This window comes from Microcoleus sp. S1D4 (genome assembly GCF_036700765.1).
Taxonomy (GTDB): Bacteria; Cyanobacteriota; Cyanobacteriia; order Cyanobacteriales; family Microcoleaceae; genus Microcoleus.
In genome coordinates this window covers 352704-379214 of record NZ_JAUBPP010000001.1, presented here as the reverse complement: position 1 = coordinate 379214, position 26511 = coordinate 352704, and the positions used below count along the sequence as shown (strand labels likewise).

Below are 26511 nucleotides of genomic sequence, written 5' to 3'. Positions count from 1 at the left end.
GGGGCGATCGCGATCGGGGGTACGCCCGCCCTTCCATCCCACCAGTTAACCTGAATATCGTGTTAGAGCAATTTTAAATAAGCTCCAACGGGTATTATTGTTAAATAAGCCGACTTCAACTCGCTTGCCTCAATGCAGCCAGATGCCCGCGTTTGGCGCTACCTGCTGCAACAAACAAAGCTCTTCTACCGTAGGAAGAGCTTAAAAAATAGTTAGGACTTGCGCCAGCATTGCCCAGTTTCTGAGAAAAATTTGGGCCAAAGGCGACAAAATATCCGCTCAGCAACCGGGTTTTTGACTGGGCGCCCGAAAGTCTTAATAGCGTTGGCAGATCCTAAAATCAACTTGCTTTCATCAATAAATCAACGTTCTAGTCTTAGATATAGAAAACTACTAGCATTAGTTATGGATAATTGGAATTCGCAATCGGGAGATATTGAGTCGGTAGAGCAGATTTACCAACTATTGCTAGAGATTGCTCGCAGCTCACTGTCAGATATCCCCAGAATCCCCGAAAACATTACTCTAAAGTCTCTTCCCCTGCTCCAACAATTACAAAGCATTCAGCAAAGACCCCAGGAACAAGCATTTAAATCTGATTATTTTTCAGTAAACGACCTCGAATGGGTGGCTCAAGTCCGCCAACTGCTCGAAGAACTGATCGGCGAGTCTTTGTCGGAACGACCCAAAATGCCGGAAAACATGGCGGGTAGAGCTTTGAGTCTGGCAGATAAGGCACAAGGTATCAAAGAAACAATTGAAGAAAAGGCAGCCTGCGGCCCCACAGAGGAAGATGAGAGTTCCTTGGAGCCTCCAGACGCGCTGCTGAATCTCTTGCACCAGAGTTTAAAAACTCAGCGCGCCAAAAGCTACAAACCCGATGCTCCCGAATGGCAGCAAGTCTTGAGCCTGCTAGATGTAGTGAAGTCAATTTACAAGCAAATTCAAAGTTAAATTCAAGCTTAACTCAGGCCGGTTTTTATGGTGCGCGATCGCTAGCTATTAAAGGCGGTTGCTCTTTGACAGAAATTTTTTTGCTGTAGCCCGAACATTTCAGATTATTGCCTTTTTGTCAACTAAACTAGGTTTAATCGGTTAAGCGGCAGCAGAGCATGAGCGGAAAAAACATCGGCGATTTGTCAGGAGAAATATTAGCCGATCGCTATCAGTGCGATCGGCGGCTCGGCAAGCAAGCAGGAAGGCAAACATTACTCGCCCGCGACTTAAACACGCAACAGCAAGTAGTAGTCAAACTCCTCTCATTCAGCAGCGACTTTAACTGGGAAGACTTAAAACTGTTCCAGCGAGAAGTCGAAACCTTAAAATCCCTATCCCATCCCGCAATTCCCCAATATCTAGACTCCTTTGAAATCGACACCCCCAACCGCAAAGGATTCGCCCTAGTTCAGACTTACATCGAAGCCAAATCCCTACAAGAATATCTTTCAGACGGCCGCACCTTTAGCGAAAGCGAAGTCAAACAATTAGCAACAGCATTATTAGACATCCTCGCCTACCTGCACCAGCGACAGCCGCCGGTGATTCACCGCGACATTAAACCCAGCAATATTTTACTCAAAAATCGATCGGGAAACAGCGTCGGCGAAGTCTACCTAGTCGATTTCGGTGCAGTTCAAACCCTAGCAACCCAACAGGGAAAAACAGTCACCGTTGTCGGCACGTATGGCTATATGCCGCCCGAACAATTTGGCGGGAGAGCCGTTCCCGCTTCCGACTTGTACAGCTTGGGAGCAACCTTAATCGCCTTAATTACCAAGCAGCATCCTGCCGATTTGCCGCAGCAAGATTTGCAGATTGAATTCGAGCAATTCACCAAATTAAGTCCCGCTTTTACCAATTGGCTGAAGTGGATGACGCATCCCAGTTTAGATCGCCGTCCCGCCTCAGTCCAGATTGCCAAAGAAGCTCTAGAAAAACCGCCGCAAATCAATAAATCTTCCCTGCCATTGAGAAAGAAACAGCCCGTGTATCATCCCCTGGCATTAGGTACTCGTGCGATCTGGTACAGTTTTGTTACCGGAGTTATAGCGGCAGGAGCTTGTGCAGTTATTTACGGCTCCTTGTTTATGGGTTTGATGACGACGACGGGTTGGATCGGCATAACTTTAGGGGGGATAACGATGATAATTATGGCAGTCTTTGTGAGTCTTCATTTCGGCTTGCTGCTGGGGTTGGGAAATGGAATAATCATAACGATCGTGACCCTATTGTGGTTTCATCCCCTCACTAACCCCAAACTTCACCGACAGGTTTTAAGTTCAATTAGTATGCTAATCTCCGCCTTGATAACTATCTATTTCTTTAAAAATATGAATTTTAAACCTGAATGGGATTCCAATTATATTTTGTTTGCGATTGGACCCTCGCTAATTACAGCACTATCTCAGGGGGAAAGTAGCAAGTTTATTGCCCGGTGGTATCAAAAATACAGCGGACTGTAAACTTTTAAATAAGAGCGTGTTTGGTTGATTAGTTATCTTTTTTATCGGTAGTGAATAATCACAAACTACCGACGAGATACCTGATTTTTAGAATAAGTCAGGTATCTAATATAATCTAATCAAAGCAAAGTGTTTAATTTAAAGTAAAAAAAATAAAGGTCAAAAATATGACTTGCAAAGTATTAGCAGAACGCTACGAAGTACAGCGACAACTGGGAAAACAAACAGGTCGCCAAACGCTGCTGGCTCGTGATTTGCAAACTCAAAAATTAGTTGTCATCAAACAGCTATTTCTCGGCAGCGATTTTGAATGGCAAGACCTCAAGCTATTTGAACGAGAAGCGGAAACTTTAAAAGCACTTTCTCACCCGGCAATTCCCCGCTACCTCGACTATCTGGAAATTGACGAACCAGACAGTAAAGGATTTGCCTTGGTACAGACTTATGTAGAGGGAAAAACTTTGGAAGAGCATTTGCGATCGGGGCGTACTTTTAGCGTAAATGAACTGAAAGAATTAGTAAAAAAGTTGTTGGAAATTTTGAATTATTTGCACAAGCAAAATCCGCCTGTTATTCACCGCGATCTTAAACCCAGCAATATTTTACTGCACAGCCGATCCGGTAACTCGATCGGAAAAATTTATTTAGTTGATTTCGGTTCGGTGCAGAACCAAGCTGCAAAATTTGGCGGTACAATTACAGTAGTAGGAACTTATGGATATATGGCACCGGAACAATTTGGCGGGCGCTCCGTTCCGGCTTCCGATCTCTACAGTTTAGGTGCAACTTTAATTTATTTGGTAACGGGTTTGCATCCCACCGAACTATCACAGCAGGATTTGAAAATTAAATTTGCCGATCGAGCCACGCACCTCAATCCTAGTTTAATTGATTGGCTGGAGTGGATGACAGAACCGAGTTTGTCCAAACGGTTATCTTCGGCTGAGGAAGCATGGCGAGCGCTCAAAAATCCCCGCTCGATCGATAAAAATCACAAAGATTATATAACATTGCAGCCACCTGGTAGCGAGATAAAACTCACAAAAAATTCGGAGTTTGTAGAAATTGTAATTCCGTCGCAGGAAGTGAGTTTGGGTTTAAGTGCCCTGCTTGTGACCGCCGTTGCTGCGAATATTGTCCCCTTCGGCTGTCTTTTACTTTATATTTTACATGAAATCAACTACGGCAGTAAAATCACTAATTTACCGATAGATAGTCAAGTTATTATTATGATAGCCGGCGGTTACTTAGCTCTGGTTGGAGTAATGTTAGCTAGGGTAGGAGTAATGTTTCTGCTGGCACTGTTTCGCCGAGAACTTCGCCTCAGAATCGATCGCCAGCAAATCTCCTGTAGCAGCCATCTACTGGGGTTGAGATGGAATCATGCCAAGCCATCTCCCAGGAACGAGATTTGCCAGTTGAAAATTCAACAACGTGAATATAGAAACAGCGGTATTGGTGTAAAAGTTATAAAAGTTATAAAAGTTATGATTTTTGCTTTTTCAATCCCTAGAGAGTTATATCAAACGGCATCATTACTTATGCAGGAGGGCCACTCGGAAGCGAGATTAGGGAAAGTCTATCAGATGATAGTTCAAGCAGGCAACCACAAATATCAGTTAGGAGAGAAGGAGGGACTAAGTGAATCAGAAATCAAGTGGTTAGCAACAGAACTGAGCCAGTGGTTGGGTTTGAAAATTAAAATAATTTTGACAGACGGTAAACAGAATAAATGGTTCTGAAAATATCTCCCTCGCCAAAACAAAGCATTGCGCCCTCAACCTGTTGGATGGGCGTCCCGCCCGTCCCCTCTCTCTTGTGTGGGATGGGCGGGACGCCCGAAAGCGTGTATTCTCCCAGCCGGCGACACACTCCCCCGCTTTCTCTCAATCTCATGCAGCCGTCGGCCCCGATCGCCCGTAAAATGCTATCAAAGGGGTTTGGCAAATAGCCGTCATCCCCGATCGTCTGTTAACTTGGAGATATTATTGTGGATCTATCGCTAATTCCGGCACAGCCAAAACCAGGACTGCTCAACGTCCTGATCGAAATCACAGCCGGTAGCAAAAACAAGTACGAATTTGATAAAGAGTTGCAAGCCTTTGCTCTCGATCGAGTGCTCTCTTCCTCAGTCCAGTATCCCTGCGACTACGGCTTCATACCCAACACCTTAGCCGACGATGGCGACCCCCTCGACGGCATGGTAATGATGGACGAGCCCACATTTCCAGGCTGCATTATCGCAGCCCGTCCGATCGGAATGCTAGAAATGATCGACGGCGGCGACAGGGACGAAAAACTGCTTTGCGTTCCCGACAAAGACCCCCGCTACGCTCACTATAAGTCCCTCAAAGACGTAGCCCCCCACCGCTTGGACGAAATAGCCGAATTTTTTAAGACCTACAAAAATTTGGAGAAAAAAGTCACAGAAATTCTGGGTTGGCAAGATGTCGATCAAGTCATGCCCTTAGTTGAAAAGTGCATCGCAGCCGATCGTAAATAAGCAGCATCCGCAGCGCAAGTAAAAAGCATTTTTTTGTTTGAGTGCTCTCTCGGCTCGCCTATTCTACAGGCAAGCGACCGGGGAAAGCACGCATTAAAGCTTTCGCCTTCGGTGCTCCGGGCAAATAAACCCCTAGCCCCACTCCTCCACTGCAAGCAGACTCAAAATTCAGCAAGCCGAACTTAAGGCGACGGCTGCACGTCTAAGAATGTAGTAGAGGAATGGTTGGCTAGAATATCAAACAGTCGCGAATGCCGAGCAGGCAGGGGATTCCCCAAAAACCCCCGCCTGCTAAAATGTTGAAAAAAATACTACTCGTAGAGTAAGATCGATAGCAAATTCTAAGCAAACGGGCGAGCGCATTCTACGTTTGAGAAAATTTTACTCGGTTGGTTTCGGGATCGAGCGTTTTATATCTCAGCAGATAGGTAAAAACTAAACACTAAAAATAAAAATAAAAATCTCAATTGCCAAGTTCCTGCGCTCAAACCTAAAAAAAATGTCAGATTCTTCCCCCTCTCAAGCAAATTTACAGCCTTCCGATAACAAAGCCACTAGCTCAAACAGTCCTTTGACCGAGTTTTTAGTTCAGTTTTGGGGCGTGCGGGGCAGCATCGCCACCCCCGGCACCAAAACAATTCGCTACGGAGGTAACACCTCTTGCGTAGAAATGCGCTTGGGCAAAAAACGCCTGATTTTTGACGGCGGCACCGGTTTGCGAGTTCTGGGGCTAAATCTGCTGCGACAAATGCCGGTGGAAGCTTATATGTTTTTCAGTCACACTCACTGGGATCACATTCAAGGCTTCCCGTTTTTTACTCCTGCTTTTATTCCGGGGAACTGCTTTCATATTTACGGAGCGATCGCCCCCAACGGCACTACAATCAAACAGCGTCTTGCCGATCAAATGCACCACCCCAATTTTCCAGTTCCCATTCAGGTGATGCAGTCAGAACTCAAATTTAACGATTTGACGCCAGGGGATATTCTCGAACTCGACGATGTGAAAATAGAAACAGCACTACTCAATCACCCCAATACTGCGATCGGATATCGAGTTACTTGGCAAGGACACACGGCTGTCTACTGCACCGATACAGAGCATTTTCCCGATCGCCTCGACGAGAATGTCGTACACCTAGCCCGCGACGCCGACGTGCTAATTTATGATGCTAACTACACCAACGAAGAGTATTACGACTTCAAAAACCCGAAAGTCGGCTGGGGACACTCGACTTGGCAAGCAGGAGTAGAAATAGCAAAAGCTGCAGGAGTCAAAAAGATCGTGATGTTTCACCACGATCCTAGTCACGACGACAATTTTCTCGATCGTGTCGAAGCAGACGTGCAATCAGTTTTTGCCGATAGCTGCTTGGCCCGCGAAGGCATGACCATACCAGTGATTTAGGCAACAAATCGAGTCCGTGCGGGCTGCGAAAAAACCGCCTCCAGACCGCAAAAAATAGCAGCCTGAAGGCATAAAACACAATGAACCACAAAATTCACCTCAAGCGTCGCTTTCGTGGCTGGGTGAGGCTTTACTCAACGTTGCTAGTATTGATAATTGTCTGTTGTACCGGAGGTGGATGGGTGGCAGCACAGACGGCCGGCTCCCACACTCCCGCGCTCCTGGCTCAAATTTCTACAGGGGAAGATATCGGCACTGTCGATCGCATTCCCGAAGCCTACCAACTCGGACAGCAACTGTACCTCGAAAACTGCGCCACCTGTCACATAGGTTTACCGCCTCAAGTATTGCCAACAGAAACCTGGCGCAGGTTGTTGCAAGACCCAGAACACTACGGACAAACCATCAAACTGCTAGTAGACCCGCCCCGCCTGCTAGTGTGGAACTACCTGCAAACTTTTTCGCGTCCCCAACCCAAAGACGAAGACCTCCCCTACCGAGCCGCCAACTCTCGCTATTTCAAAGCTTTGCACCCCAGAGTCAAGCTGCCGCAACCAGCAAATCTCAGCAGTTGCGTTACTTGTCACCCCGGTGCATCTAAATATAATTTCCGCAAGCTTACCCCGGAGTGGGAAAACTCCCCGTAGTAAAAATTAAGTTCGATCATGGGAAAGAGGCGGACAGTCGTCCTCACTATAGCGGTTCTCACAAAAGTGAGGTATGCCCTATGCCCACGGAGGCCTATGCCCACGGAGGCCTATGCCCTATCCCGGATAGTACCTCATACCAGAGCACAGAAAGGCTATACAAACCTGTCAATATTAGTTTGTAGTGAGGACTTTATTCCTGTGAAAAAGCCGGACTAAAGTCCGCACTACAAACCTGTTTCCTAGCCCGTATTCCGCATCCCCGCAGCAATACCATTAATCGTCAACAGCGCACCCCGCAACAATTCACCCTTGCTGTAACGCGAGTGAATCACCCCCGGAACTCCGCCATTACCGTGCTGCCGCAAGCGTTTCAGCAGCGAAACCTGCAACAAACCCAAAGGCACAATCGTGGCATTTCGCAACTGTACCGATCGCTGCAAAGACGGATCTCCATCTAACAAATGCTGGTGTCCGGTAATAGTTAAAACCAAATCCCGAATCAAGTAAAATTCCGCCGCAATTTGCTCGTATAAAGCCTGGAAACGCTCCCTGTCCGCCGGCAAACCTAACTCCCGCACGTAGTGATCGGCAATCTGTAAATCCACCTTAGATAAAGTCATTTCGACCTTAGAAATTACCATTCTAAAAAATGGCCACTTCAAGTAGAAATACTGCAAAAGTTTTAAATGTTCTTCCGGTTCTTCCAGCAAAAACTCTTGCAAAGCTGTGCCGACACCGTACCAAGAAGGCACTAAAAATCGGCTTTGAGTCCAGCTAAACACCCACGGAATTGCTCGCAAACCGCTGATGTCTTTCTTGCCGCCGCGACGGGCCGGACGAGAACTAATTTGCAACTGACTGATTTCTTGTATCGGGGTAACGTGATGGAAGAAATCAACTAAATCCGGCTGTTCGTAAATTAAATGACGGTAGTGCGATCGCGATTTGACCGACAATTCCTCCATAATCTGATTCCAAGGATCGATTCCGTCAAAACCAGCGTGCAGCAAGCTAGCTTGAATTACCGCCGCCGCCACAGTTTCCAAATTGTAAAGCGCCAACTCCGGTAAAGAATATTTAGAAGCCAAAACTTCCCCTTGTTCGGTAATCTTGATTCGCCCGCTAATACTCTTTCCTGGTTGAGCCAAAATCGCCTTGTAAGCAGGCCCGCCACCACGCCCTACAGAGCCGCCCCGGCCGTGAAAAATCCGCAATTCCACACCGTGTTTTTCAGCAACCGCTTGCAAAGCTTTTTGAGCTTTCTGAATTTCCCAATTGCTGCTGAGGAAACCCGAATCTTTATTGCTGTCAGAATAGCCCAGCATCACCTCTTGCAATTTGACCTGACAGATTGGGTTTTGTGGATTTTCTTCGCTTGTTTCCGCTACTTTTTGCGCGTATCCTCCCGCTAGCAAAGCCCGATAAAGCGGCAGATCGAATAGCTGCTGCATTACTTCTGGGGCTTTTTTCAAATCTTCGACGGTTTCAAACAGGGGCACTACTTGAATGGTGCTAATTCCTGTCGCTGGATCGTACAGTCCCGATTCTTTTGCTAACAGCAAAACTGCCAGCAAATCGCTGACATCGTGGTTCATGCTGATGACGTAAGTTTCGCAAATTTCGGGGCCAAACTCCTGCTGCATTTGTCGCAAGACTCGGAAGGTATTAATTGTCTCGCAAGTTTTGGGAGAAAATGGCAGTTCTGTGGGAATTAAAGGGCGACGAGTTTGCAGTTCGGTGGCGAGCCAAATAACTCGATCGCATTCCGACATTTGATTGTAAGATTTGGGCAAAATTTGCAAGTATTCCGCAATTTCGCTCAAAGTGTCGGAGTGTACTGTGGACTCTTGGCGGATGTCTAGGTAAGCCAAGTTAAATCCGTAAATTTCTACTTGACAAAGCAGATTTTCTAAGTCCCGACAGCTCAAACCTGTTTCGACTAAATTGCGTTCGATTAACTGCAACTCTGCTAAAAACTCAGCGCCCGATCGATAAATGCCGGTCAAGACTGGTTGTTCCGACAAAGCTTCGCGCTCGCGCTGCGACTCGTCTCCTTTGTACAGCCGCCAATTGCGATCGCGCGTATTTTCCAGTCGCTGCAGCACGTAGGCCAGCTTCAAGCGGTAAGGTTCTTGACGGTAGCGGATCGCCCACTGTTCGTAAACATCGGGAAATTCCGATTTGTCGCGATCGAGAGAGTCGAGCAATTCCGGCAATACGTCGCTCCAGTGCAGCGACAAACTCAATAATTCGTTGAGCCGCTTCACCGCATTGATATACTTGCACATCACTAAATGGCGCTGATAGCAAGCAGTTTGCCAAGTAACTTTCGGGGTAACAGAAGGATTACCATCTCTGTCGGAACCCACCCAAGAACCGAACTTGCAAAAATTGTAACTAGGCGGTTTCAGGTAGGGGTAAGAAGCGTGCAGCGCTTGCTTTAAGCGGTGGTAGAGTTCGGGAATAGCATCAAACAGCACTTCGTCGAAGTAGTGGAGAGTGTACTCCACCTCGTCAAGCACAGTTGGTTTGAATTGGTGCAGCTCGTCAGTACGCCACCAGAGGCGAATTTCTTCCATCAGTTGCTCTTGGAGATTCGCCGCTTCCCAGCTAGACACCGGGTAGGGGCTTTCAGAGTTCGCGCCCATTCCCTGAAATTTCTCGTCAACTTGGTCTAGCTTTTGGAGAATCTTTGCCATTCGCCGCTGCTTGGTGCGGATCGTGTTGCGGACAATTTCCGTCGGGTGAGCGGTAAATACTAGGCGGATGTCCAACTGATCGATCAAGCGCTGGATTTGCTGGCTAGGTACGTTCAATCGCAGCAGCATGGGGAACAATTCGTGAAATGTTCCGGCGTCTTTGGTAATCGCCTCGCTGCTGTCTGCACCGCGAGGAGCCGTTTGGGCTGGGCCTTCCCTGTGCCGCGGGCGATCGGGCGCATCTTTTGCTTGTCCCGGCAGCTTAGCAAACATTCGCCCGCCAGCGTCGTTGCTGCCAGTGTAAGCTAGCTGTTGGTCTCGCTGTTCGTAGTGCTGTTCGACAATGTTGATCAACTGAAAATACAGCGCAAAAGCCCGCGCGGCCCTGATGGCGGCGTTGAGATCGAGCTTTTCGATTAGCTGTACCACATTCGATTCGCGAAAGTTAGTGGCTTGTCCCTCGGAGGAATTGAACGATCGCATTTGTTGGAGCAAATCTACTAATTCCTGCCCGCACTCCTGTCGGATCACCGATTTCCACAAGTCCTCTACTACTTTGAGGCGATTGCGTAGAAACAAATCTGATTTTGAGTAAGCGGCAGAATGGGGAATAGATGTTGCATCAATAGCCTGTTCTGAAGATTGGAGGACTGAACTCATCGGGCTGTTCCTCAATTGCTGCGGGTGTCTAGAAAATTGTATGGTTTAGTTTCGCCTAAAATTCTTTTCTTTGCCGTCAAATTTGAGACAACTTATACGATTTACGATTTGCGATTGCTGATAACTTTTGACTGTCAGGCTTTGGATCGGCGACAAGATGCCTTTCCTTCTGTTTTGAAACTAATCATCTGGTGCGAAGGTACGCTATGCAGAAGCCACCTATGTATAGAGCGTTTCTGTGCTCTCATATGAGGTATCCGACGGGCATAGGGCATTGAGCATTGGGCATTGGGCATCTTGCCCCCCGAGCGAAGTCGAAGGGTGGGCAGTGGCCAAACAGGGCATACCTCACCACGCGATCGAACCGCTATAAAATAGGAGCAAAGACCAATTTCAATATCACAAATTTTACTGATTGTCAAGCTTTCTGGTAAAAAAATTAACTGCGAGCTTCTGTCGGGCGTTCTACTGCTGCGATCGAGGAAATTGGAGCACCGGGAGGCGCGATCCCCGAAATACTTCTTCGCTTTCAATGCCGATCGACCGCACAAACTCAGCAGCAGCACTGGCCACCAGCAAGCCGCCCAGCATCGGTAAGGCGATCGAACTCAATAAAATATCTGAGGGAATTGGTAACTTTGGACTGTTGGGTGTTTGATTTTTGGGCAAGTCTTGGTTTTCCGACGGCATAAATTCTCCTGTATTATTTATTAATTATCCTCAGTTTACAGCAGAAGGAAGGAGGCTTGACTCGTCACCGGCCAGGTGAGCAAGAGCCGACTTTTTTCGCAGCCTGCAAGCCAACAAGAGTCTGCACCAAGTCCAGCCGAGGAATTAATCTCGCGAAACGGTTTACACTCGGCAAAGAAAATACTTGTATGTAAAACTTGTAAACTGTGCTATCTGTAGAAAACAAAACCAGCTTTGACAAAATTTAAAGTCCCATGTTGAATGCGAACGGGAGTATATTGGCAGACAATCGACCGGCCGCGTCGCAGTGGGCGCAAGAAGCTTTAGGGCTTCCTGAAGTGCAGGTACAAGCTCGTTTGCGCGGAAATCATCTGCATATTCTGTGCGAAGCAGCGCAGTGTCCGTCTCAGGAATTGGTGACGGCGAGATTTACGCGCGCGATCGAACAAACTGATTTAACGCGACTGTTGCCAGAGCAATCTAAAATTTACCAGTTGTTTCTGTGCGGACGCAAACTCGGTTCCAGACAAAATGATTGGACAGTCCGGCTTGATTGCAGCAGTATCAAAGAGCAACAGCAGCAACAGCAGCAACAGCAGCAGCAACAGCAGCAGCAACAGCAGCAACAGCAGCAACCAAAAGTTTCCCCAGTGGCGCAAGCAAGTCCCCCCGACGGCGAACCGCCAACAAGTCCTAAAAAAGGCGGATTCTTTGGCAAATTCAAAAATGACAACCGCAAACTAAAACAGAAACCTGAACCGGTAGAAACCCCGGCCCAACCGCCACAGGTGCGGGAAGAACTCGATTTTGACGCAGAAAGTCTCCCCATCGCCTCCCGCATTGAATATCCAGAGGTTTTTGAAACTGCCCCGGTGACGATCGACACTTCGGCAACACAGGAGGCTTTCAGTCCCCCCACCGCCCCGCAAAAAACGGAAAAATCATCGACAATGCAAGGAAGCCGAGGCACGGTGGCTTTAATTCACTCCCCCGAAACCGACTTTGGCGACAGCGATAGCGGTGGCACATTGACGGTTTCGCCGGAAAGTTTGGCGCGCTTGGGCTATCCAGATGCGATCGCCAGCTATCTCAGCGAAATCCTCGGGCCGATGGGAGTTTCGGTGAAAGTCAGCATTCGCGGAAAAGAACTCAAAACCAGCCGGGAAACGCTGCAATCGAATCCAGAGGAAAATCTCAAGCCCAAGAAACGGCGGCTGCTGGTGCTGTGCGAGTCAGCCTACAGCCCAGACCCCTCCTTGCTAGCAGAACCGATCGCCGGCAGGCTGCGGAAACTCAAACTAGAAGGTTTCGTAGAAGCAGCCATCGGCAGCCAAGTTGCAGGCGAAGCAAAGCCGGACTGGGTGCTGCGGGTGGATTTGACCCCACCGGATACAATTCTCAAAGAATGGGCTCGCTGGGGAGACGTACAGTCGATCGCCAAACTGCTAAACCAACACTTGGCGGCATCGAGAGTCGAAGTGCGCGCCACCCTCAAAGAAGCAACCCTGCATTTGTTTTGCAGCAAAACTACCAAAAAAGGACAAAAACTTAAAAGGCAAGAGTACCCCGACAAGCAGCCAACCACCGAGGCGATCGCCCCTTTGCTAGCCTCCTTCGCGCCCCAAGGCATCCGCGCCGCTGCGATTTACGGCGTAGAACCAGTCACCGACAGCAAAACGGAACCAGAGTCGCCGGTGTGGATCGAATGGGTGGACTTGCCTGCAGCCCACCACCCAGACTTAGCTGCCAGCCCCAGAGCATTGGCGGCCGAAGGCGACCAATTAGCCTTGACTTTTTTGCTCAACAGGTTTCTCAATCCCAATCTGAAGCGCAAGCTGGAAACCGGAGGGATTCGGGCTGTGGTCATGCACAAAGCCAACGTGCTGCACGTCATGACTGAAGCTCTGACTTGCCCTTCTCAATCGAAGGTAGGGCCGCCGGTGGTTAAATTTTTGCGGCAGCTACAAATTCCGGGAGTAGCCGCAGTACGAGTCTACGGACGCCGTGCCGGTCAGAAACTGCCTTTGTGGCGCTACGGAATCGACCTCCGGGCGGCAGTTGACGAGCCATCAACGCAGGCGCAGGCGATCGCACCGCCTCCATCGCAACTGGCGGTTATGGAAAAGGAAACGGTGCCGGAATTTGCGGTGGCGGAAGATGGGAGTTTTTCCGATTTGACAGACAATTTGGTGTTTGATGCTCCGGCTGCTGACTCCTGGCGCAGCGGCTTCAAAATCGCGCTCCCAGGATATAAGCTGGGCGAGCATTTTGTTCAAGCTGCAGTGCAACCGCTTGTGGCTTCGGGTTTGTTTGTTCTGGGCGGCGGTTTGTCCACTGCGCCGGCGCGGGATGGTGCGAAAGCCGATCGCGCGGCTCGAAAAGCTTTGACTTGGGCGATCGTCGGTTGTCTGCTGACTTTCAGTACCGATTGGTTACTCGGTCAGTTCCTGCCATCTGCGACGGTTAGTCAAGCTCCTAGCGCCTCGGAAGTTTGCAGCGACCAGAATTGTCAAAATTCCTCTCCCAAGCCTTTTAGCGACGCTCAAACCTCGCTCTCTAGCGCCGAATCCCCTAGCCCGGATACCTCTGCTGGGGAGGTAAATTTGCCTCAAATCCCATTAGAGCCATCGACCTTACCGAATCAGGAAGAGGCTTTCAACGGTTCTGGGTTTACAAAACCGGGGAATAATAGCGTTCCTGTAGCAGATGTTTCTACACTTCCGGTGTTCCCGACTCTCAGAAGCGAGCAGCTAGACAAACAAATAGCGCGCTATCAAGAGTACATCCGCGAACACCAAAAACCGCCGGATATCTTGATTGTAGGCAGTTCGAGGGCTCTGCGCGGCATTGACCCGGCGGTTTTGGAAACTGCTTTGGCATCTGGGGGTTATCCGGGGCTGAAGGCTTACAATTTTGGGGTGAATGGGGCTACTCTGCAGGTTGTAGATTCGATCGTCCGTCGGATTTTGCCGCCGCAACAACTGCCGAAATTGATTGTGTTGGCGGATGGGGCGAGGGCTCTCAACAGCGGGCGGCCGGATTTGACTTTTAGTGCGATCGCTTCTTCGGAAGGTTACAGACAATTGTCTCGGGGCAGTTTTCTTGTCCGCACCACTCAATTAGAATCTCCAACATCAAAAGAAACCGCCAGCAATCCGGTGGCTACTGCGGGTGAATTGGTGCAGAATTTGGAACAAAGTCAAGTTAAGGTTCAGCAAATATTGAGTCAAAAGTTGATCGAGAGTTCTGCAACTTACAAAAAGCGCGATCGGCTGAAGGAGTTTTTGCGATCGATCGCGAATCCCTCCGCCCCTATTGCGATCGCCACCCCCCAAACCGCTGGAGAGAAACAAACAACTGAAAAACCCCAACCTGTTGTTGCGGGTAAAAAACCAAGCGATTTTCAACCAAACGGCTTTTTGCCGATCGACATACGCTTCAATCCCGATACTTACTTTCAAAAACATCCGAAAGTATCTGGCTATTACGACTCCGACTATCAGGATTTTGAATTGTCAGGGGAACAAACTGTAGCACTCAAAAATCTGATCGAATTTAGTAAAGTTCGTAACATCAATCTCGTGTTTGTGAATATGCCCCTAACTGTCGATTATTTAGACCCAGTGCGGGCTGCTTACGAACAAGAATTCCGGGAATATATGCAACAATTAGCAGCTCAAACCGGACTAATTTTTCGAGATGATAGTTTATTGTGGCCCCAGGCGCGGGAATCTTTTTCCGACCCCAGCCACCTCAACCGTTACGGTGCTGTTGCAGTTTCTAAGCGGTTAGCTCAAGATCCGATGATTCCCTGGCCGGCGAAGAGGTAATGAAAGAGTTTTGAGTTATTTTAGAAGTTAGCTCGTCTCCGCTGTCGCTACCGCACTAAAATTGGTTCGATCGACAGCAACGTGAGTTTTCCTCAAAACCAGAGGACTTGCACTCCTCTCGATGCAACCTCTCGATTGCGGGTAATTCATCGGAGTGGACATTAATTGATTGAAATCGTTTCCGGTTGCATCGGAATAATAAAATCGAGTCAACAGTTAAGCTGTCGCGCAAATAAACATTGCATATTCAGGGCCCGCTCTCCGGCCCACCCCACTCATTGTTTTATTGTTTTTTGACATACAGTTTAAATGCCGCAACAGCTTAACACTCAACCATTCAGTTTTTCAACAGTCAACAATCAACAGTCAACAATCATGTCGCTCGTGTAACTGGAATCGATATAACTCACGCTCCGCGACAATCTCAAAACTATCATTTCCCGCAGCGGAATACTCAACATGAAAAGATTGACATTTCCTAAAATTAGCAAAAATATACAGATAAAAAATCCCCGAAAAAATCTCCCTTTAATATTTTTTATATTATCTCTAGCATTTTTCCTGTTTAGTTTGTATAAAGGTTTATTTTTAAATTGGGCTTTATCAGCGCCGCCCCCCGGCAAAGAACAAACTAGCCAACAGCAAGCTCTACAACCTTTCGATCAAGTTGTCAAAGATGCCCAACAGTTAGAGGGATTGTTTACCCTTTACCGCAATCAAGCAACTAATAAAGTTTATCTCGAAATTACACCGCAACAACTCGACAAAAAGTTCCTGTGTTTCGTCACATTGGCCTCTGGTTTGGGGGAAGGCGGCATTTTTAGCGGATTGCCGATCGGCGATTTCTTGTTTCAACTGCGACGAGTCCAAAATAACGTGCAGTTTGTCATACCCAATATCAATTTTCGCACCAGTCCGGGCGATCCGCAAGCGGGTTCGGTGGAAAGGGCATTTAGCGAGTCTATCCTCTATTCTTTGCCGCTCAAAAGCATTCATCCGCAAAGGCAAACTCTGCTGATCGACTTAGGCGATTTGCTGATGAGCGACAAGCGCGATTTACCAGGGATAAAAGCAATTTTACCGATGATTTTGGGCGCTTCTTACTCAATCGATGAAGACAAATCTTCTTTTAAAGATGTGAAAGCGTTTCCGCTGAATGTAGAAATTGCTACTATATACGGTTTTTCCAGCGATAATGACAGTGCGGTTAACTATTTACCTTCGATTCCCGACAGTCGGGCTTTTAACCTCCGCATTCACTACAGTTTCTCGGAAGTCCCGATTAATAATGGCTACCGCCCCAGACTTGCAGACGAGCGAGTTGGCTATTTTCTGACCACATATAAAAACTTTTCTGACAAGAGTGGCCGCGATCCTTTTGTGCGCTATATTAATCGCTGGCATTTGCAAAAGCAAATCCCATCCGCGCCGATGTCGCCTCCGGTGCAGCCAATTGTGTTTTGGATTGAAAATAATGTGCCTGTAGAGTATAGAAATGCTATTCGCGAGGGCATTTTGGAGTGGAACAAAGCTTTTGAAAAGGCAGGTTTTACTGAGGCAATTCAGGTCAAACAAATGCCGGACAATGCTAAATGGGACCCGACAGATGTCCGCTACAATACTATTAGGTGGTCTAGTTCTTTTGAGTCGGATTTTGCAGGCATTGGGCCATCTCGCACTAATCCGCTGACTGGGGAAATTTTGGATGCTGACATTCTGTTAGATGCTGATATTGTCCGGCAAATTAAACAGGGCTACGGCTTTTTGGTGGAACAAAATCGATCGCTAGCGAAGAGTTTTCAAGGGAAAAATGGCTCTAATACGAGTCCTTGTCAGTTTGGAATATATTCGCGTTATTTGAATGTTCTAGAAAATGGGGACTTGGGAAAAAGCAGCGGAGAAAATTCTCAAGGTGGAATTGCTGATGATTTGCCGACTTTGGTGGAAAGATATCAAGAGCAAAAACGATCGCCTTTGTCGCGCTTGATGTCGAGTTCGGATATGTGTTTTGGGTTGGAATCGAGCAGGCAATTTGCGATCGGGGCAATGTCGGTGAATCTGTTGGATAATGCACCACCTAGCAGTACGGCGACGGACAATTATGTGAATCAATATATCCGATTTTTGACGTCCCACGAAGTCGGTCACACTCTCGGTTTGAGGCACAATTTTCACGGCAGTACGATGCTGCAACCGGATGAGTTGAACAATATTCAGGTAACTCGCACTAAGGGTTTAACTGCGTCGGTGATGGATTATCTGCCGATTAATTTGGCACCGCCGGGAACTATGCAGGGCGACTATTATCCTACGATTGTAGGGCCTTATGACGATTGGGCGATCGAGTACGGTTACAAAGTTCTTGGGGGCACAAACCCCAACAGCGATTTAAGGGCGCTGCAACAAATTGCCAGCCGCGCGGGGGAACCGCAATTAGCTTACGCGCCTGATGAGGATACTGTTGACAATCTCGATCCGGCTGCTAATACTTTCGATCTCAGCGGTAATATGCTGACGTATTCGCAATGGCAAATGGATAATGCTAGGGCGATGTGGAAGCGTTTAGAAAAGCGAATTCCGGTTGGGGAAGAGGGTTATAACGAACTGCGGGTGATGTTTGATTCGCTGTTTGGGTATTATGTCAATCAGGTGGTGAATGCTACTTTGTACGTCGGCGGGCAGTCGTTTAATCGGATTCGCCCGGGAGATAGTAATGGGAAATTGCCGTTTGTGCCGATCGCACTTTCGCAGCAGCGGGAAGCTTTGGCTACATTGGACAAGTACGTATTTGCCCAGGATGCTTTTAGTTTTGCGCCGGATTTGCTGAATAAATTAGCACCTTCGCGTTGGGATCACTGGGGAAGTCCGGCTTTGGTGTTTCCTCTAGATTACCCGATCGGCGATCGAATTACTTTTTTGCAGCGGTTTGTGCTGCGAGTTTTGCTATCTCCCACGCGACTGGCGCGACTGCGGGATGTCGAGTTAAAATCAGCACCGGAAACTGCTTTGAGGTTGCCGGAATTGTTCGATACTTTGCTTCATGATATTTGGAAAGAGGTTTTGCAGCCGGAAAAGAAGATGCAAATTTCAACTTTTCGGCGTTCTTTGCAGCGGGAACATTTGGCGATTTTGATGGGAATGGTGCTGCGAAAAACCAGTGCTCCTGAAGATGCGCGGACTCTGGCTTGGTACGAGTTGCGACAGTTGCGTGAGGGTTTGAGCAAGAGTATTCGGAATTTGGATCGGAATGCGGATGCTTATACGCGGGCTCATTTGGAGGAAACGCGCGATCGAATTTCTAAGGTTTTGAATTCGCAGATTCAGTCGAATTAAGTCAATAAAGCTTTCAGGGCGGGTTCTTCCGCCCACCCCACAAAAAACTTTATGTGTTGTGGGGTGGGCCGGAGAACCCGTTCTTTTGATAAAAAACCCGGTTTTTGTGGTGGGAGTGCATAATTTCTGATTTATTAATTAGATGATTATTGATTCAATCAAAAATTATGACTACAGATACTTCCAACAAACACCACCTGCGATTGGCCCTATTTTGGGCATTACTGGGGAGTCTGGCAGCGTTGGCATTATTTCCTTATGCGCTGTCTCTGAATCCAGCAGTTGGGCAAGTGCCTGCACCGTTACCTGTTATAGCTATTGCCTCCGCCCTTCAGACTGGACTTCTTTTGATTCTCCTGAATTGGATTGGACTGCGCCTAGGCAACTCAATGGGACTCGATACCCCCCTGGCTCGTGCGCTGGTGTATCGACAGCCTGTTCCCACTCTTTCTAAATCTGCTATCAAAACGGCACTGATAGTCGGTGGCGTTGGTGGAATCGTCTTAATTGGATTGAATTTAGCGTTGGAACCTTGGATGCCTCCAATGGCTTCAACAACTGCGTTAAAGATTGACCTCTGGAAACGCATATTAGCTTCTTTCTACGGAGGCATTACCGAAGAACTCTTGCTTAGATTATTCGGTATGACATTGATTGCATGGCTACTTTGGAAGATTTTTCAGCGGCGCCGATCAGAACCTAGTCGGCCAATTTTTTGGCTGGCAATTGTGGCGGCGGCGATTCTGTTTGGTGTGGGTCATTTGCCTGCCGCTGCCAATCTCTGGGGACTAACCCCAATCGTCATTTTCCGAACGATTTTGCTCAATGCCCTCTTAGGGATTCCCTTTGGTTTTCTTTACTGGCGTTGGGGATTAGAATACGCTATGTTATCTCATTTTTTTGCAGATTTGGTACTGCATGGAATTGGAGGAAGTTAGCAGGATATGCAAACAATGCAATGGTACAACGAACCTTTACAATGGCATGAGGATAACGATGTTATCCATATTACCGCCGGCGCAAAGACTGACTTTTGGCGGCAAACTCATTACGGATTCATTCGCGATAACGGCAACTTTTACTACCGTCAAGTTTCAGGCGACTTTACAGCCGAAGTCAAAATTACTGGTTGCTATCAATCGCTCTACGATCAAGCAGGGTTGATGATTCGAGAGAGCGAAAATATCTGGCTCAAGTGCGGCATTGAGTTTGTTGAGGGAGTGCAAAACGTGAGTGCGGTTGTGACACGAGACTATTCCGATTGGTGTGTTATTCCACTTGAAGTGCCACCAGTTTCCCTGTGGCTGCGGGTAAAGCGCCGAGCTGAAACGGTGGAAGTGCAATACTCGTTGGATGGGGAAGAGTATTCAATGATGCGACTGGCATATCTCACTGAGTCACCAATGGTTCAAGTTGGGTTAATGTGTGCGGCTGGCTCCCCAAGGTGAAGGCTTTGCAGTCGAATTTGAAGGGTTTAAGCATAGTAAGCCGATCTAATTTGGTATACGAAACCTAATGCTTCTGTGTCGAGAAAACTGGCGATCGAAATGACGATCGCCGCTGCGATCGGATATTCAATTACGAATCATTGCGAGGTGGATGTAGAGCGATAGAATGCAGGACTCCTCGAAGATTGACTACTCCTTCTCGGTTGAGTTGCAGCCGATCAATGGTAGCGCGTCCAGTCGGTGTTAAACCCAACATTTGAGTCGAATCGCTGCTCCAAGTAAAGTGTTCGCTCCAGTTATCCTGTCGAGGATGATAAAGTGGGACGGAGCCACCTGTAACGGGGTCGATCGCCTCACTATGACTGTATTTGAAATTGTTGCACCCTTGAGCTGCGATCGCCAGATTATCCAAATCACTGGTGCCACCTTTGGAGCGAGGGATAATGTGTTCAATCGAGAAGGGATCTGGAGAGAATTTAGCTTGACTGAGACAATACTCGCAGCAACCATTGGCGCGTTGTTTAATGAATTGTCGTTGCTGCTGTGTGAGGCGGGATTCAGGCATAATCAACGATATCGGGATGAGGATTGATGCCGAGGGTTTGCATCAGCTCCGTCAGAGGTTGGTTGCGGAAGGTTGCGAGTTGAATTAAGGCTTGAATGCGGGCAACATTGAGTTGTTCAAGGCGATCGCTCATTTGGATCAGTTGCTTGTGTTCTTCGGGAGTCAGGGTTTCGGCATGACGCTTGGCGATGAGGGCATGGTATTCTTCCCAGGTTTGTGCACTAAAGCCGATGTTAATTTGTTGCAGCAAGTCGGCTTCTGTAGGTTGGGTAATTGGAAGTCTAGGCTGGAGGCGTTCTTGCAGGGCGTTGAGGATGTAGCGATCGGGTTCCACGCCCTGTCTAGCTGCTTCAGTGCGGATCTGGTGTTCGAGTTCGGGAGAGAGGTTGAGGGTGATGGTGGTCATGGTTATCTTGGCAGCAAAATCTATTCATCATTTTAGCGATCGGGCTTTCATCTTATCTCTAACTTCATCGCATGGGACTTCTCGATTTTACTGCCCGCGTCCTGGTTTGCAATCTACGAAACCTAATGCTTCTGTGTCGAGAAAATTGGCGATCGAAATGGCGATCGGATCTTCAATCTTCGCAGCACGCGCGATCGAAGGAGCTTGAATTGGTTCTGGCAAGCGTCTCAAAATGACTGCGGCATCAGCAGGAGAAAGTCGTTCTTGAAGTTTGGCTTGCATGGCATTCACCTTTGGGTTGGAATTTGAAAGTTGTACGGGGGTTGAGAGACATTGACTGCGATTATTTGGGGGAAGTAGTGGACGAGCGAGTTTCACCTGTCGTTCAATACAGGGTAATAAAAAGGAGAAAAAATGTAACTACCAAGTTGAGCCGCCGCAGATAACCTCGAACTTTAATAGACAATCTCTCGACGGTCGGCTCCAACGACTTGTTAGCTGGCTGCCACTTGCCACTCTAATCAGAAACACAGTGTTTAATGGTTTAGTCACATACTTGTTAGGCTTGACTCTCCAATGTATCCCACAACTGTGAGAATGATTCTACCCGTCCACGAGCAATAAGCTTTTTATGAGATCCAATTACTTTGTTCCTTAAGCTACGCAACAAGTTCGGAGCCTTAAATGTTGCTTTAAAGTCAAAATTTTCTCCACCTGCCTCCTTGAATTCACCATTCAAATCAATGATTAAATCACCTAAGATTATATGAATACATTTGAGAAGATGCTCTTTCTGAGCAGAGTCTTTATAAAAATTTTCTGGTTTCTTAGAGAAAGCTTTACCAATTTCATCATCCGATAAAACCTCCGAAATAAGATAAAGCAAGAAAAATTTAGTAATCTGATAGCCACCAAATAATGAAGGTTCAATCTGTGACAGATCTTTTTCTATTTCTTTATACAGATCAAATAAAACTACAATTCTTCCTCCACTAACTTCTGGGCGAGCAAAGACCTCTTGATGTAAATCGTCAAATATCTTGCTATATCTCTGAACATCCCAAGGTCGCTTCAAATCAAAGGCCAGTAAAATTTGTCCAGCAAGCGTATTTTCAATTACCATTCGCTGTTCCGGCTCATCTCCACGCTTAATCTCATAGAAATAATCTGGATAAAATTGATTAATTTCTTGTTGAAGTCTAACCTGGGTTGGTGTGTTAGATCTGAAATCTCTAGCTTTAATTCCATTCTGATTATTACTGTTGTAAGTAATTCTTGAAATGAGATCGGATTGATTAGCATTCACCTGAATAACTCGAGTTAATATTCTTAGATCTTGAGTCACTTTATCTCTATTTCTGTAAAGACTTGATACCGTTTGACAACCATTTACTACGGAATATCCTTGAATTTTTACTTTGTCTTGCTCTGAAGTATCTAATCTGTCACAAATGATAGTTATTCCGTTGTGGTAAAGCAGAAAGTTACCGTGCTCAGAAGCATTATATATGCTCTTTTCAATATCTTTGTTAACCTTCGTTTTCTCTAGATCTTTTCTTAAATTCAAATCAAAAAGCTGTTGGTTTTCAATACCTTCCATCTGAACTAAGTCAACTGCTGATACTGGAGCAATTACAACTTTTGCAGTATTACTAACATTGTACTCAACATAGTCATATCCAAAAACATCAAAGGCAATTTCTGATGTTGCTGGTATTGCCTTCTCGCTAGGTACATACATTTGAATGATAAGAGGCTTATCCCACACCTTGAGCTGAGTTGTCACGGAAGTAGCTGCCAGAAAACAGTCGGCATTAGAATCTTTGACCGCATTCGTAACAAAAATTCCTCGAATCGTATATTCCGAAGATGTAAGAATATCTTTGTACTCAATCAATAAATTTTTAAGCTGCGAGTTCCCCGTAGTTGAAATCATTGATTGCACGCCTTCAGGCGTTTCTAGTTGCTTTAGGCTCCCTACAAATTCTTTAAGTTGAGTATCTCCCAAAGTTTTGCCAGGATTCTGTACAGTCTTGGATTGAAAAATATCTATACATTCTTCACTTTTATTAACATAAATTCCATCAATCCCCTTGTCTCCACGCCCATCACAAACAATGTCTTGGACTTCAATAATATCTAACCTATATATGTTTACTAGAAACCAACTTAAAAAGGCACTGGCTTCTTCACGACCTGGAACTTTATAGGGCTGAGCAATCTGAACAAGATTTGCGTAATCTAGATTAAGCATAAATTCTCATAGAGAGCAACACTACTATTCTACAGAGTTTGACACTCCACCGCCGTAGAACGGCGGGGATTCTTAAGAGATTTTCACTCTTAACGGCTGTGCCAAACAGCCTCTAGACACTCCGCTTAAAGCATTGTGCTTACTTTTCTTTAAAATATTCGCCGCCCCGTTACAGTCCGCGTTCACTAGAAAACCATGCTTCGTGCCAATTTCTTCACAACTACACCCTAACCGACTACACCGAAGCCAGCTAACTTATAATTGTACCGCCGTTGCGCGATAACATTCTGATTTCGATAGCTTTTACGGCAACACAGTGCAACTTTGTTCATTTTGCAGCGTAAGCTGACAATATTGCGGTGCCATCTCGACAAAGCCTATCAACTATGTTGCGATCGTTAGTATGAGTTCTTGAGCATTAAACAGTTTACGTTTGGAGGCATTGAGAAATTCGATGCTAACTGGTTCGTCACTTTCGTCATAACTGACAATCACGCCTCTAGGTTCAGAAATAGCATTAGCTGGAAACGCATCACGTAAGATAAAAATCAGAATGTCTGCTTCTGCATCGTATTTAACTTTCATTGGGATTCTCAGCAGCTAAAGCAAACACAGCTTGTAGAGATTCAGCATTAAGCGTTGGGTAGTTTTCTAGAACTTGTTGCTGTGTCCAACCTTCTGAAAATAGCCCTAGAATAAACTCCACTGATATTCGTGTTCCCTTAATTACAGGCTTGCCAAGCAGAATTTTAGGATTTGAGTGAATGTGTGCTTTCCAGTTCATAACCAGTTCGCCTCTCAAGAGTTTTCATCTATTATGAGTATAGTTAAGATTATAAAATTTATGACCGCAGCAGTATCTATTGACATTGGTACGCTCATTACACGCACTCCCGGACTGCATGGCGGATGTCCCCACATCCTCGGTAAAGGCGTTACCGTTCGCCGGATTGTAACCTGGTACAAGCGAGGATTGAATGCTGAAGAGATTTGCGATCGCATCGGACATCTCACCCTCGCCGAAGTCTACGCTGCATTAACTTACTATCATGCCAACACCGCAGAAATTGAAACTGATTTGATTAATCAAGCAGCAGAAGCCAAGCGTCTTGAAGCTTTGCACAGCAACTTTGGTAAAGAACCATGAGTGAGATTAGGCTTTACCTAGATGAAGACTCCCAGGATCAGTCCCTACTACGGGCATTACGGGCACGTCAAGTCGATGTAACCACCGTCAACGAAACTCAAACAGAAGGATTAATCGACGAAGAACAACTTCGGCTAGCTGCCAGTCAAAACAGAGTTTTGTACAGTCACAATATTGGAGATTTCTGTCAGTTACATACTGAGTTCCTTGGCAGAGAGGAATCTCATGCTGGCATTGCGCTGATCTCACAAGACTATTCCGTGGGCGAGCAAGTTAGAGTCATTATGGAACTAACTGCTAATAAGACAGCAGAGGAAATGGTGAACCAGTTAGAGTTTTTGGGTAAATACTTGAAAAATAGCTAAATACTCAGAGCCCCGACTTCTTGAAGAAGCCGGGGAGCTAAAAGCAGACTACATCACAACTGCACTAATCAAAGTTTGCACATTTTGTACAACAGCAGTAGTAAAATTATGAGTCACAGGCAAACTGTCAACGACTATTCCGGCGCACAAGAGCATTAGGTACAGAATAGAGTATTTGAAGAGCGATCGCGCAACTATCTTATCCTCGGGAGTCTGCAACAGCAACCAAGCTTTTTGGGCAAAAATAGCACCGAGGAAAATAGCTGTTCCCGCATACACCGCGCCCGCTAAATGCAGGGGGTAAACTAGCAGCAAAGTTGCAGGAATCATCAATAGCGTGTAAATCCAAATTTGGCGGGCTGTCTCTTCGTCGCCCTCAATTACAGGTAACATCGGGACGCCTACTTCCTTGTATTCGTCGCGAATCATCATTGCTAATGCCCAAAAATGCGGCGGTGTCCACAGGAATATAATCGCAAACAGCAGCCACGCACCCCAACTCAAATCTCCCGTCACCGCAGCCCACCCAACTAGCGGCGGAATCGCCCCTGCTGCACCGCCGATGACGATGTTTTGCACGCTGTGACGCTTCAGCCAGTGGGTGTAAATTAGGACATAGAAAACGATGCCTGACATTGCTAGCAATGCGGCTAATAAGTTGGCAACAACTGTCACCAATGTAAAGGATATTGTAGCTAGGGCGATCGCAAATATCAAAGCATCCCGCTTCTTGACACGCCCGGAAGGAATCGGCCGCCACCGGGTGCGCTCCATAATATAATCGATGTCGCTGTCGTAGACACAATTAATCGTATTCGCCGACGCGGAAGCTAAAGCACCTCCGGTAATAGTTGATACCAGCAATAGCGGGTCTACTTCTCCTTTGGCCGCCATCCACATTCCTGCTGAGGTGGTGATTAGCAGCAGTAAAATAATTCTGGGTTTTGTTAGTTGATAGTAACTTTTCACCACTTGCGAAAAGTTTTCGTGGAGGCGGGGCCTTTCGTTGGTAAGGATTTCTTGCATCGGTTGTAAGCTGTTAGTAATTATTTGCGAATTCGTCATTAGTCATTAGGTTGGAGTTGCGGGTTTTACGAGAAATATTTGGTGTAGCTACAAGGATTAATAAACCCGCCGCCTCTTACTTTAGTCTTATCTCTCAAGCTGATAAAACTCGATCGCGCCAAGCTAAAACACTAAAAGCTATCAGGGTTCCCAGCAAAGCAGCACCGACGGCTTGGTGGGCGACTGTCAGCGGTTCTACCTGAAGGTGCAGCCGGAAAGTTGCTAATCCCAGAACTAATTGAGCAATGAGGCAAACACTCGCCCAATTAGCTAGTTTTCGCAAGTTTTGACTCAGTGCAGGCTGCCGCCAAGCCATGACTGCTACGGCTAAAGTCGCTGCTGTAGCTGGTACGATACCGGCGATGTGGCTGTTCATTACCGAGCACAATTCTGAGGAGCTCAAACATTGGTGCAGTGCCCATCTAGAGCCTACTAATGCTCCTAGCAAACTTTGCAGGTAAACTAACAATGCTGCGATCGAACTTACCCAAGCTAATTTGCCGACATTTCCTGTAGCTTCGTAGGGAGTCAGCATGAAACCGATGACTAGCAGGGCGCCAAAAAACAGTAAAGCGGTTCCCAAGTGAGCGGTAACGATGTCAAATCTCAGCAGTTGTGTTACTGTCAAGCCGCCCAATACGCCTTGAAAAACGATTAAAAATAGTGCTCCGGCGCTTGCCCAAGGCAGCCATTTTGGCAGGCGACTGCGGTAAAACAAAGATAGCCCTAAAAGTGCGATCGCGCTCAAGCCAATTACCGCTGCGTCCAATCGGTGGAACCACTCCAGAAATACCTGCAAATTCATTTGCGCTGCGGGTATTAATTGACCGTAGCACAGCGGCCAGTCGGGGCAAGCGAGCCCCGCATTCATGACTCGCGTGGCGCTGCCTACTGCCATTAACAGCCAGGTTGCGATCGCAATTTTCCACACTAGGCCGCGGATAATATCTTTTGGCTGCCACTGCACTCCTGCTGCTGCGTTTGGCTGATTTAAAACTGAGTTTGCCATGAACTTTACCTTAGCCT

At 46.9% G+C, this 26511-nt stretch carries 22 protein-coding genes; 12 read left to right on the top strand and 10 right to left on the bottom strand.

All coding sequences use genetic code 11. The features are described from left to right. The first annotated feature begins 405 nt into the window (after positions 1-405). The 6 genes from QT998_RS01550 (at position 406) to QT998_RS01525 (ending at position 7020) form a co-directional block, all read left to right on the top strand. On the top strand, positions 406-954 hold the full coding sequence (locus tag QT998_RS01550; protein ID WP_333087651.1) for an inorganic pyrophosphatase: 549 nt from the start codon (positions 406-408) through the stop codon (positions 952-954). 158 nt (positions 955-1112) lie between these two features. Then, positions 1113-2462 carry a serine/threonine protein kinase gene (locus QT998_RS01545; RefSeq protein WP_333113387.1) on the top strand — a complete coding sequence of 450 codons (1350 nt, stop codon included), beginning with the start codon at positions 1113-1115 and terminating at the stop codon, positions 2460-2462. Positions 2463-2629: 167 nt separating this feature from the next. Continuing rightward, positions 2630-4204, top strand: coding sequence for a serine/threonine protein kinase (locus tag QT998_RS01540; protein ID WP_333113389.1), 1575 nt, complete (start codon positions 2630-2632; stop codon positions 4202-4204). Between the two features lie 248 nt (positions 4205-4452). Next, positions 4453-4965 (top strand): inorganic diphosphatase, encoded by a 513-nt coding sequence (locus QT998_RS01535; RefSeq protein ID WP_333087646.1) that lies wholly within the window; start codon positions 4453-4455, stop codon positions 4963-4965. A 499-nt stretch (positions 4966-5464) separates the two neighbouring features. Beyond that, the gene (locus QT998_RS01530) at positions 5465-6373 is read left to right on the top strand and encodes an MBL fold metallo-hydrolase (RefSeq protein ID WP_333087645.1); all 909 of its coding nucleotides are present in this window, start codon (positions 5465-5467) and stop codon (positions 6371-6373) included. A gap of 80 nt (positions 6374-6453) precedes the next feature. Then, the gene (locus QT998_RS01525) at positions 6454-7020 is read left to right on the top strand and encodes a diheme cytochrome C (RefSeq protein WP_333087644.1); all 567 of its coding nucleotides are present in this window, start codon (positions 6454-6456) and stop codon (positions 7018-7020) included. A gap of 242 nt (positions 7021-7262) precedes the next feature. Here the strand turns inward: QT998_RS01525 and ppc are convergent, their stop codons facing one another. Together ppc and QT998_RS01515 are read right to left on the bottom strand one after the other, a co-directional pair. Then, positions 7263-10382, bottom strand: a complete 3120-nt coding sequence (ppc, locus tag QT998_RS01520) for a phosphoenolpyruvate carboxylase (RefSeq protein WP_333087643.1) — start codon at positions 10380-10382, stop codon at positions 7263-7265. A gap of 465 nt (positions 10383-10847) precedes the next feature. Beyond that, positions 10848-11072 carry a hypothetical protein gene (locus QT998_RS01515; RefSeq protein WP_333087642.1) on the bottom strand — a complete coding sequence of 75 codons (225 nt, stop codon included), beginning with the start codon at positions 11070-11072 and terminating at the stop codon, positions 10848-10850. A 254-nt stretch (positions 11073-11326) separates the two neighbouring features. On the opposite strand from QT998_RS01515, the gene QT998_RS01510 reads away from it, so the two are divergent. The 4 genes from QT998_RS01510 (at position 11327) to QT998_RS01495 (ending at position 19683) form a co-directional block, all read left to right on the top strand. After that, complete coding sequence (locus QT998_RS01510) at positions 11327-14902, top strand: hypothetical protein (RefSeq protein ID WP_333087641.1); 3576 nt, start codon at positions 11327-11329, stop codon at positions 14900-14902. A 459-nt stretch (positions 14903-15361) separates the two neighbouring features. Continuing rightward, complete coding sequence (locus QT998_RS01505) at positions 15362-18235, top strand: zinc-dependent metalloprotease (protein ID WP_333113393.1); 2874 nt, start codon at positions 15362-15364, stop codon at positions 18233-18235. Positions 18236-18402: 167 nt separating this feature from the next. Continuing rightward, positions 18403-19173, top strand: coding sequence for a CPBP family intramembrane glutamic endopeptidase (locus tag QT998_RS01500; protein ID WP_333113396.1), 771 nt, complete (start codon positions 18403-18405; stop codon positions 19171-19173). Between the two features lie 6 nt (positions 19174-19179). Further along, positions 19180-19683 carry a DUF1349 domain-containing protein gene (locus QT998_RS01495; RefSeq protein WP_333113399.1) on the top strand — a complete coding sequence of 168 codons (504 nt, stop codon included), beginning with the start codon at positions 19180-19182 and terminating at the stop codon, positions 19681-19683. 130 nt (positions 19684-19813) lie between these two features. On the opposite strand, the gene QT998_RS01490 is transcribed toward QT998_RS01495, so the two are convergent. The 6 genes from QT998_RS01490 to QT998_RS01465 form a co-directional block, all read right to left on the bottom strand. Then, the gene (locus QT998_RS01490) at positions 19814-20248 is read right to left on the bottom strand and encodes an HNH endonuclease (protein WP_333087635.1); all 435 of its coding nucleotides are present in this window, start codon (positions 20246-20248) and stop codon (positions 19814-19816) included. Then, entirely contained in the window at positions 20241-20654 is a 414-nt protein-coding gene (locus QT998_RS01485; protein WP_333087634.1) for a hypothetical protein, read from the bottom strand. The genes QT998_RS01490 and QT998_RS01485 overlap by 8 nt, the downstream gene beginning before the upstream one ends. 87 nt (positions 20655-20741) lie before the next feature. Next, a complete protein-coding gene (locus tag QT998_RS01480; RefSeq protein WP_333113401.1) occupies positions 20742-20936 on the bottom strand; it encodes a hypothetical protein in 195 nt (64 codons plus the stop codon). 277 nt (positions 20937-21213) lie between these two features. Further along, a complete protein-coding gene (locus QT998_RS01475) occupies positions 21214-22908 on the bottom strand; it encodes an AIPR family protein (RefSeq protein WP_333113403.1) in 1695 nt (564 codons plus the stop codon). Positions 22909-23292: 384 nt separating this feature from the next. After that, the gene (locus QT998_RS01470; protein WP_333113405.1) at positions 23293-23493 is read right to left on the bottom strand and encodes a DUF2283 domain-containing protein; all 201 of its coding nucleotides are present in this window, start codon (positions 23491-23493) and stop codon (positions 23293-23295) included. After that, the gene (locus QT998_RS01465; protein ID WP_333113407.1) at positions 23483-23692 is read right to left on the bottom strand and encodes a DUF433 domain-containing protein; all 210 of its coding nucleotides are present in this window, start codon (positions 23690-23692) and stop codon (positions 23483-23485) included. The genes QT998_RS01470 and QT998_RS01465 overlap by 11 nt, the downstream gene beginning before the upstream one ends. A gap of 60 nt (positions 23693-23752) precedes the next feature. On the opposite strand from QT998_RS01465, the gene QT998_RS01460 reads away from it, so the two are divergent. Together QT998_RS01460 and QT998_RS01455 are read left to right on the top strand one after the other, a co-directional pair. Further along, positions 23753-24055 carry a DUF433 domain-containing protein gene (locus tag QT998_RS01460; RefSeq protein WP_333113409.1) on the top strand — a complete coding sequence of 101 codons (303 nt, stop codon included), beginning with the start codon at positions 23753-23755 and terminating at the stop codon, positions 24053-24055. Continuing rightward, entirely contained in the window at positions 24052-24420 is a 369-nt protein-coding gene (locus tag QT998_RS01455) for a DUF5615 family PIN-like protein (protein WP_333113410.1), read from the top strand. Before QT998_RS01460 ends, QT998_RS01455 begins: the two co-directional genes overlap by 4 nt. A gap of 48 nt (positions 24421-24468) precedes the next feature. Here the strand turns inward: QT998_RS01455 and QT998_RS01450 are convergent, their stop codons facing one another. Both QT998_RS01450 and QT998_RS01445 read right to left on the bottom strand, forming a co-directional pair. Beyond that, complete coding sequence (locus QT998_RS01450; protein ID WP_333113732.1) at positions 24469-25446, bottom strand: heme o synthase; 978 nt, start codon at positions 25444-25446, stop codon at positions 24469-24471. A gap of 133 nt (positions 25447-25579) precedes the next feature. Continuing rightward, positions 25580-26494: a COX15/CtaA family protein gene (locus QT998_RS01445; protein WP_333113411.1), complete on the bottom strand. Its 915-nt coding sequence runs from the start codon at positions 26492-26494 to the stop codon at positions 25580-25582. Positions 26495-26511: the final 17 nt, after the last annotated feature.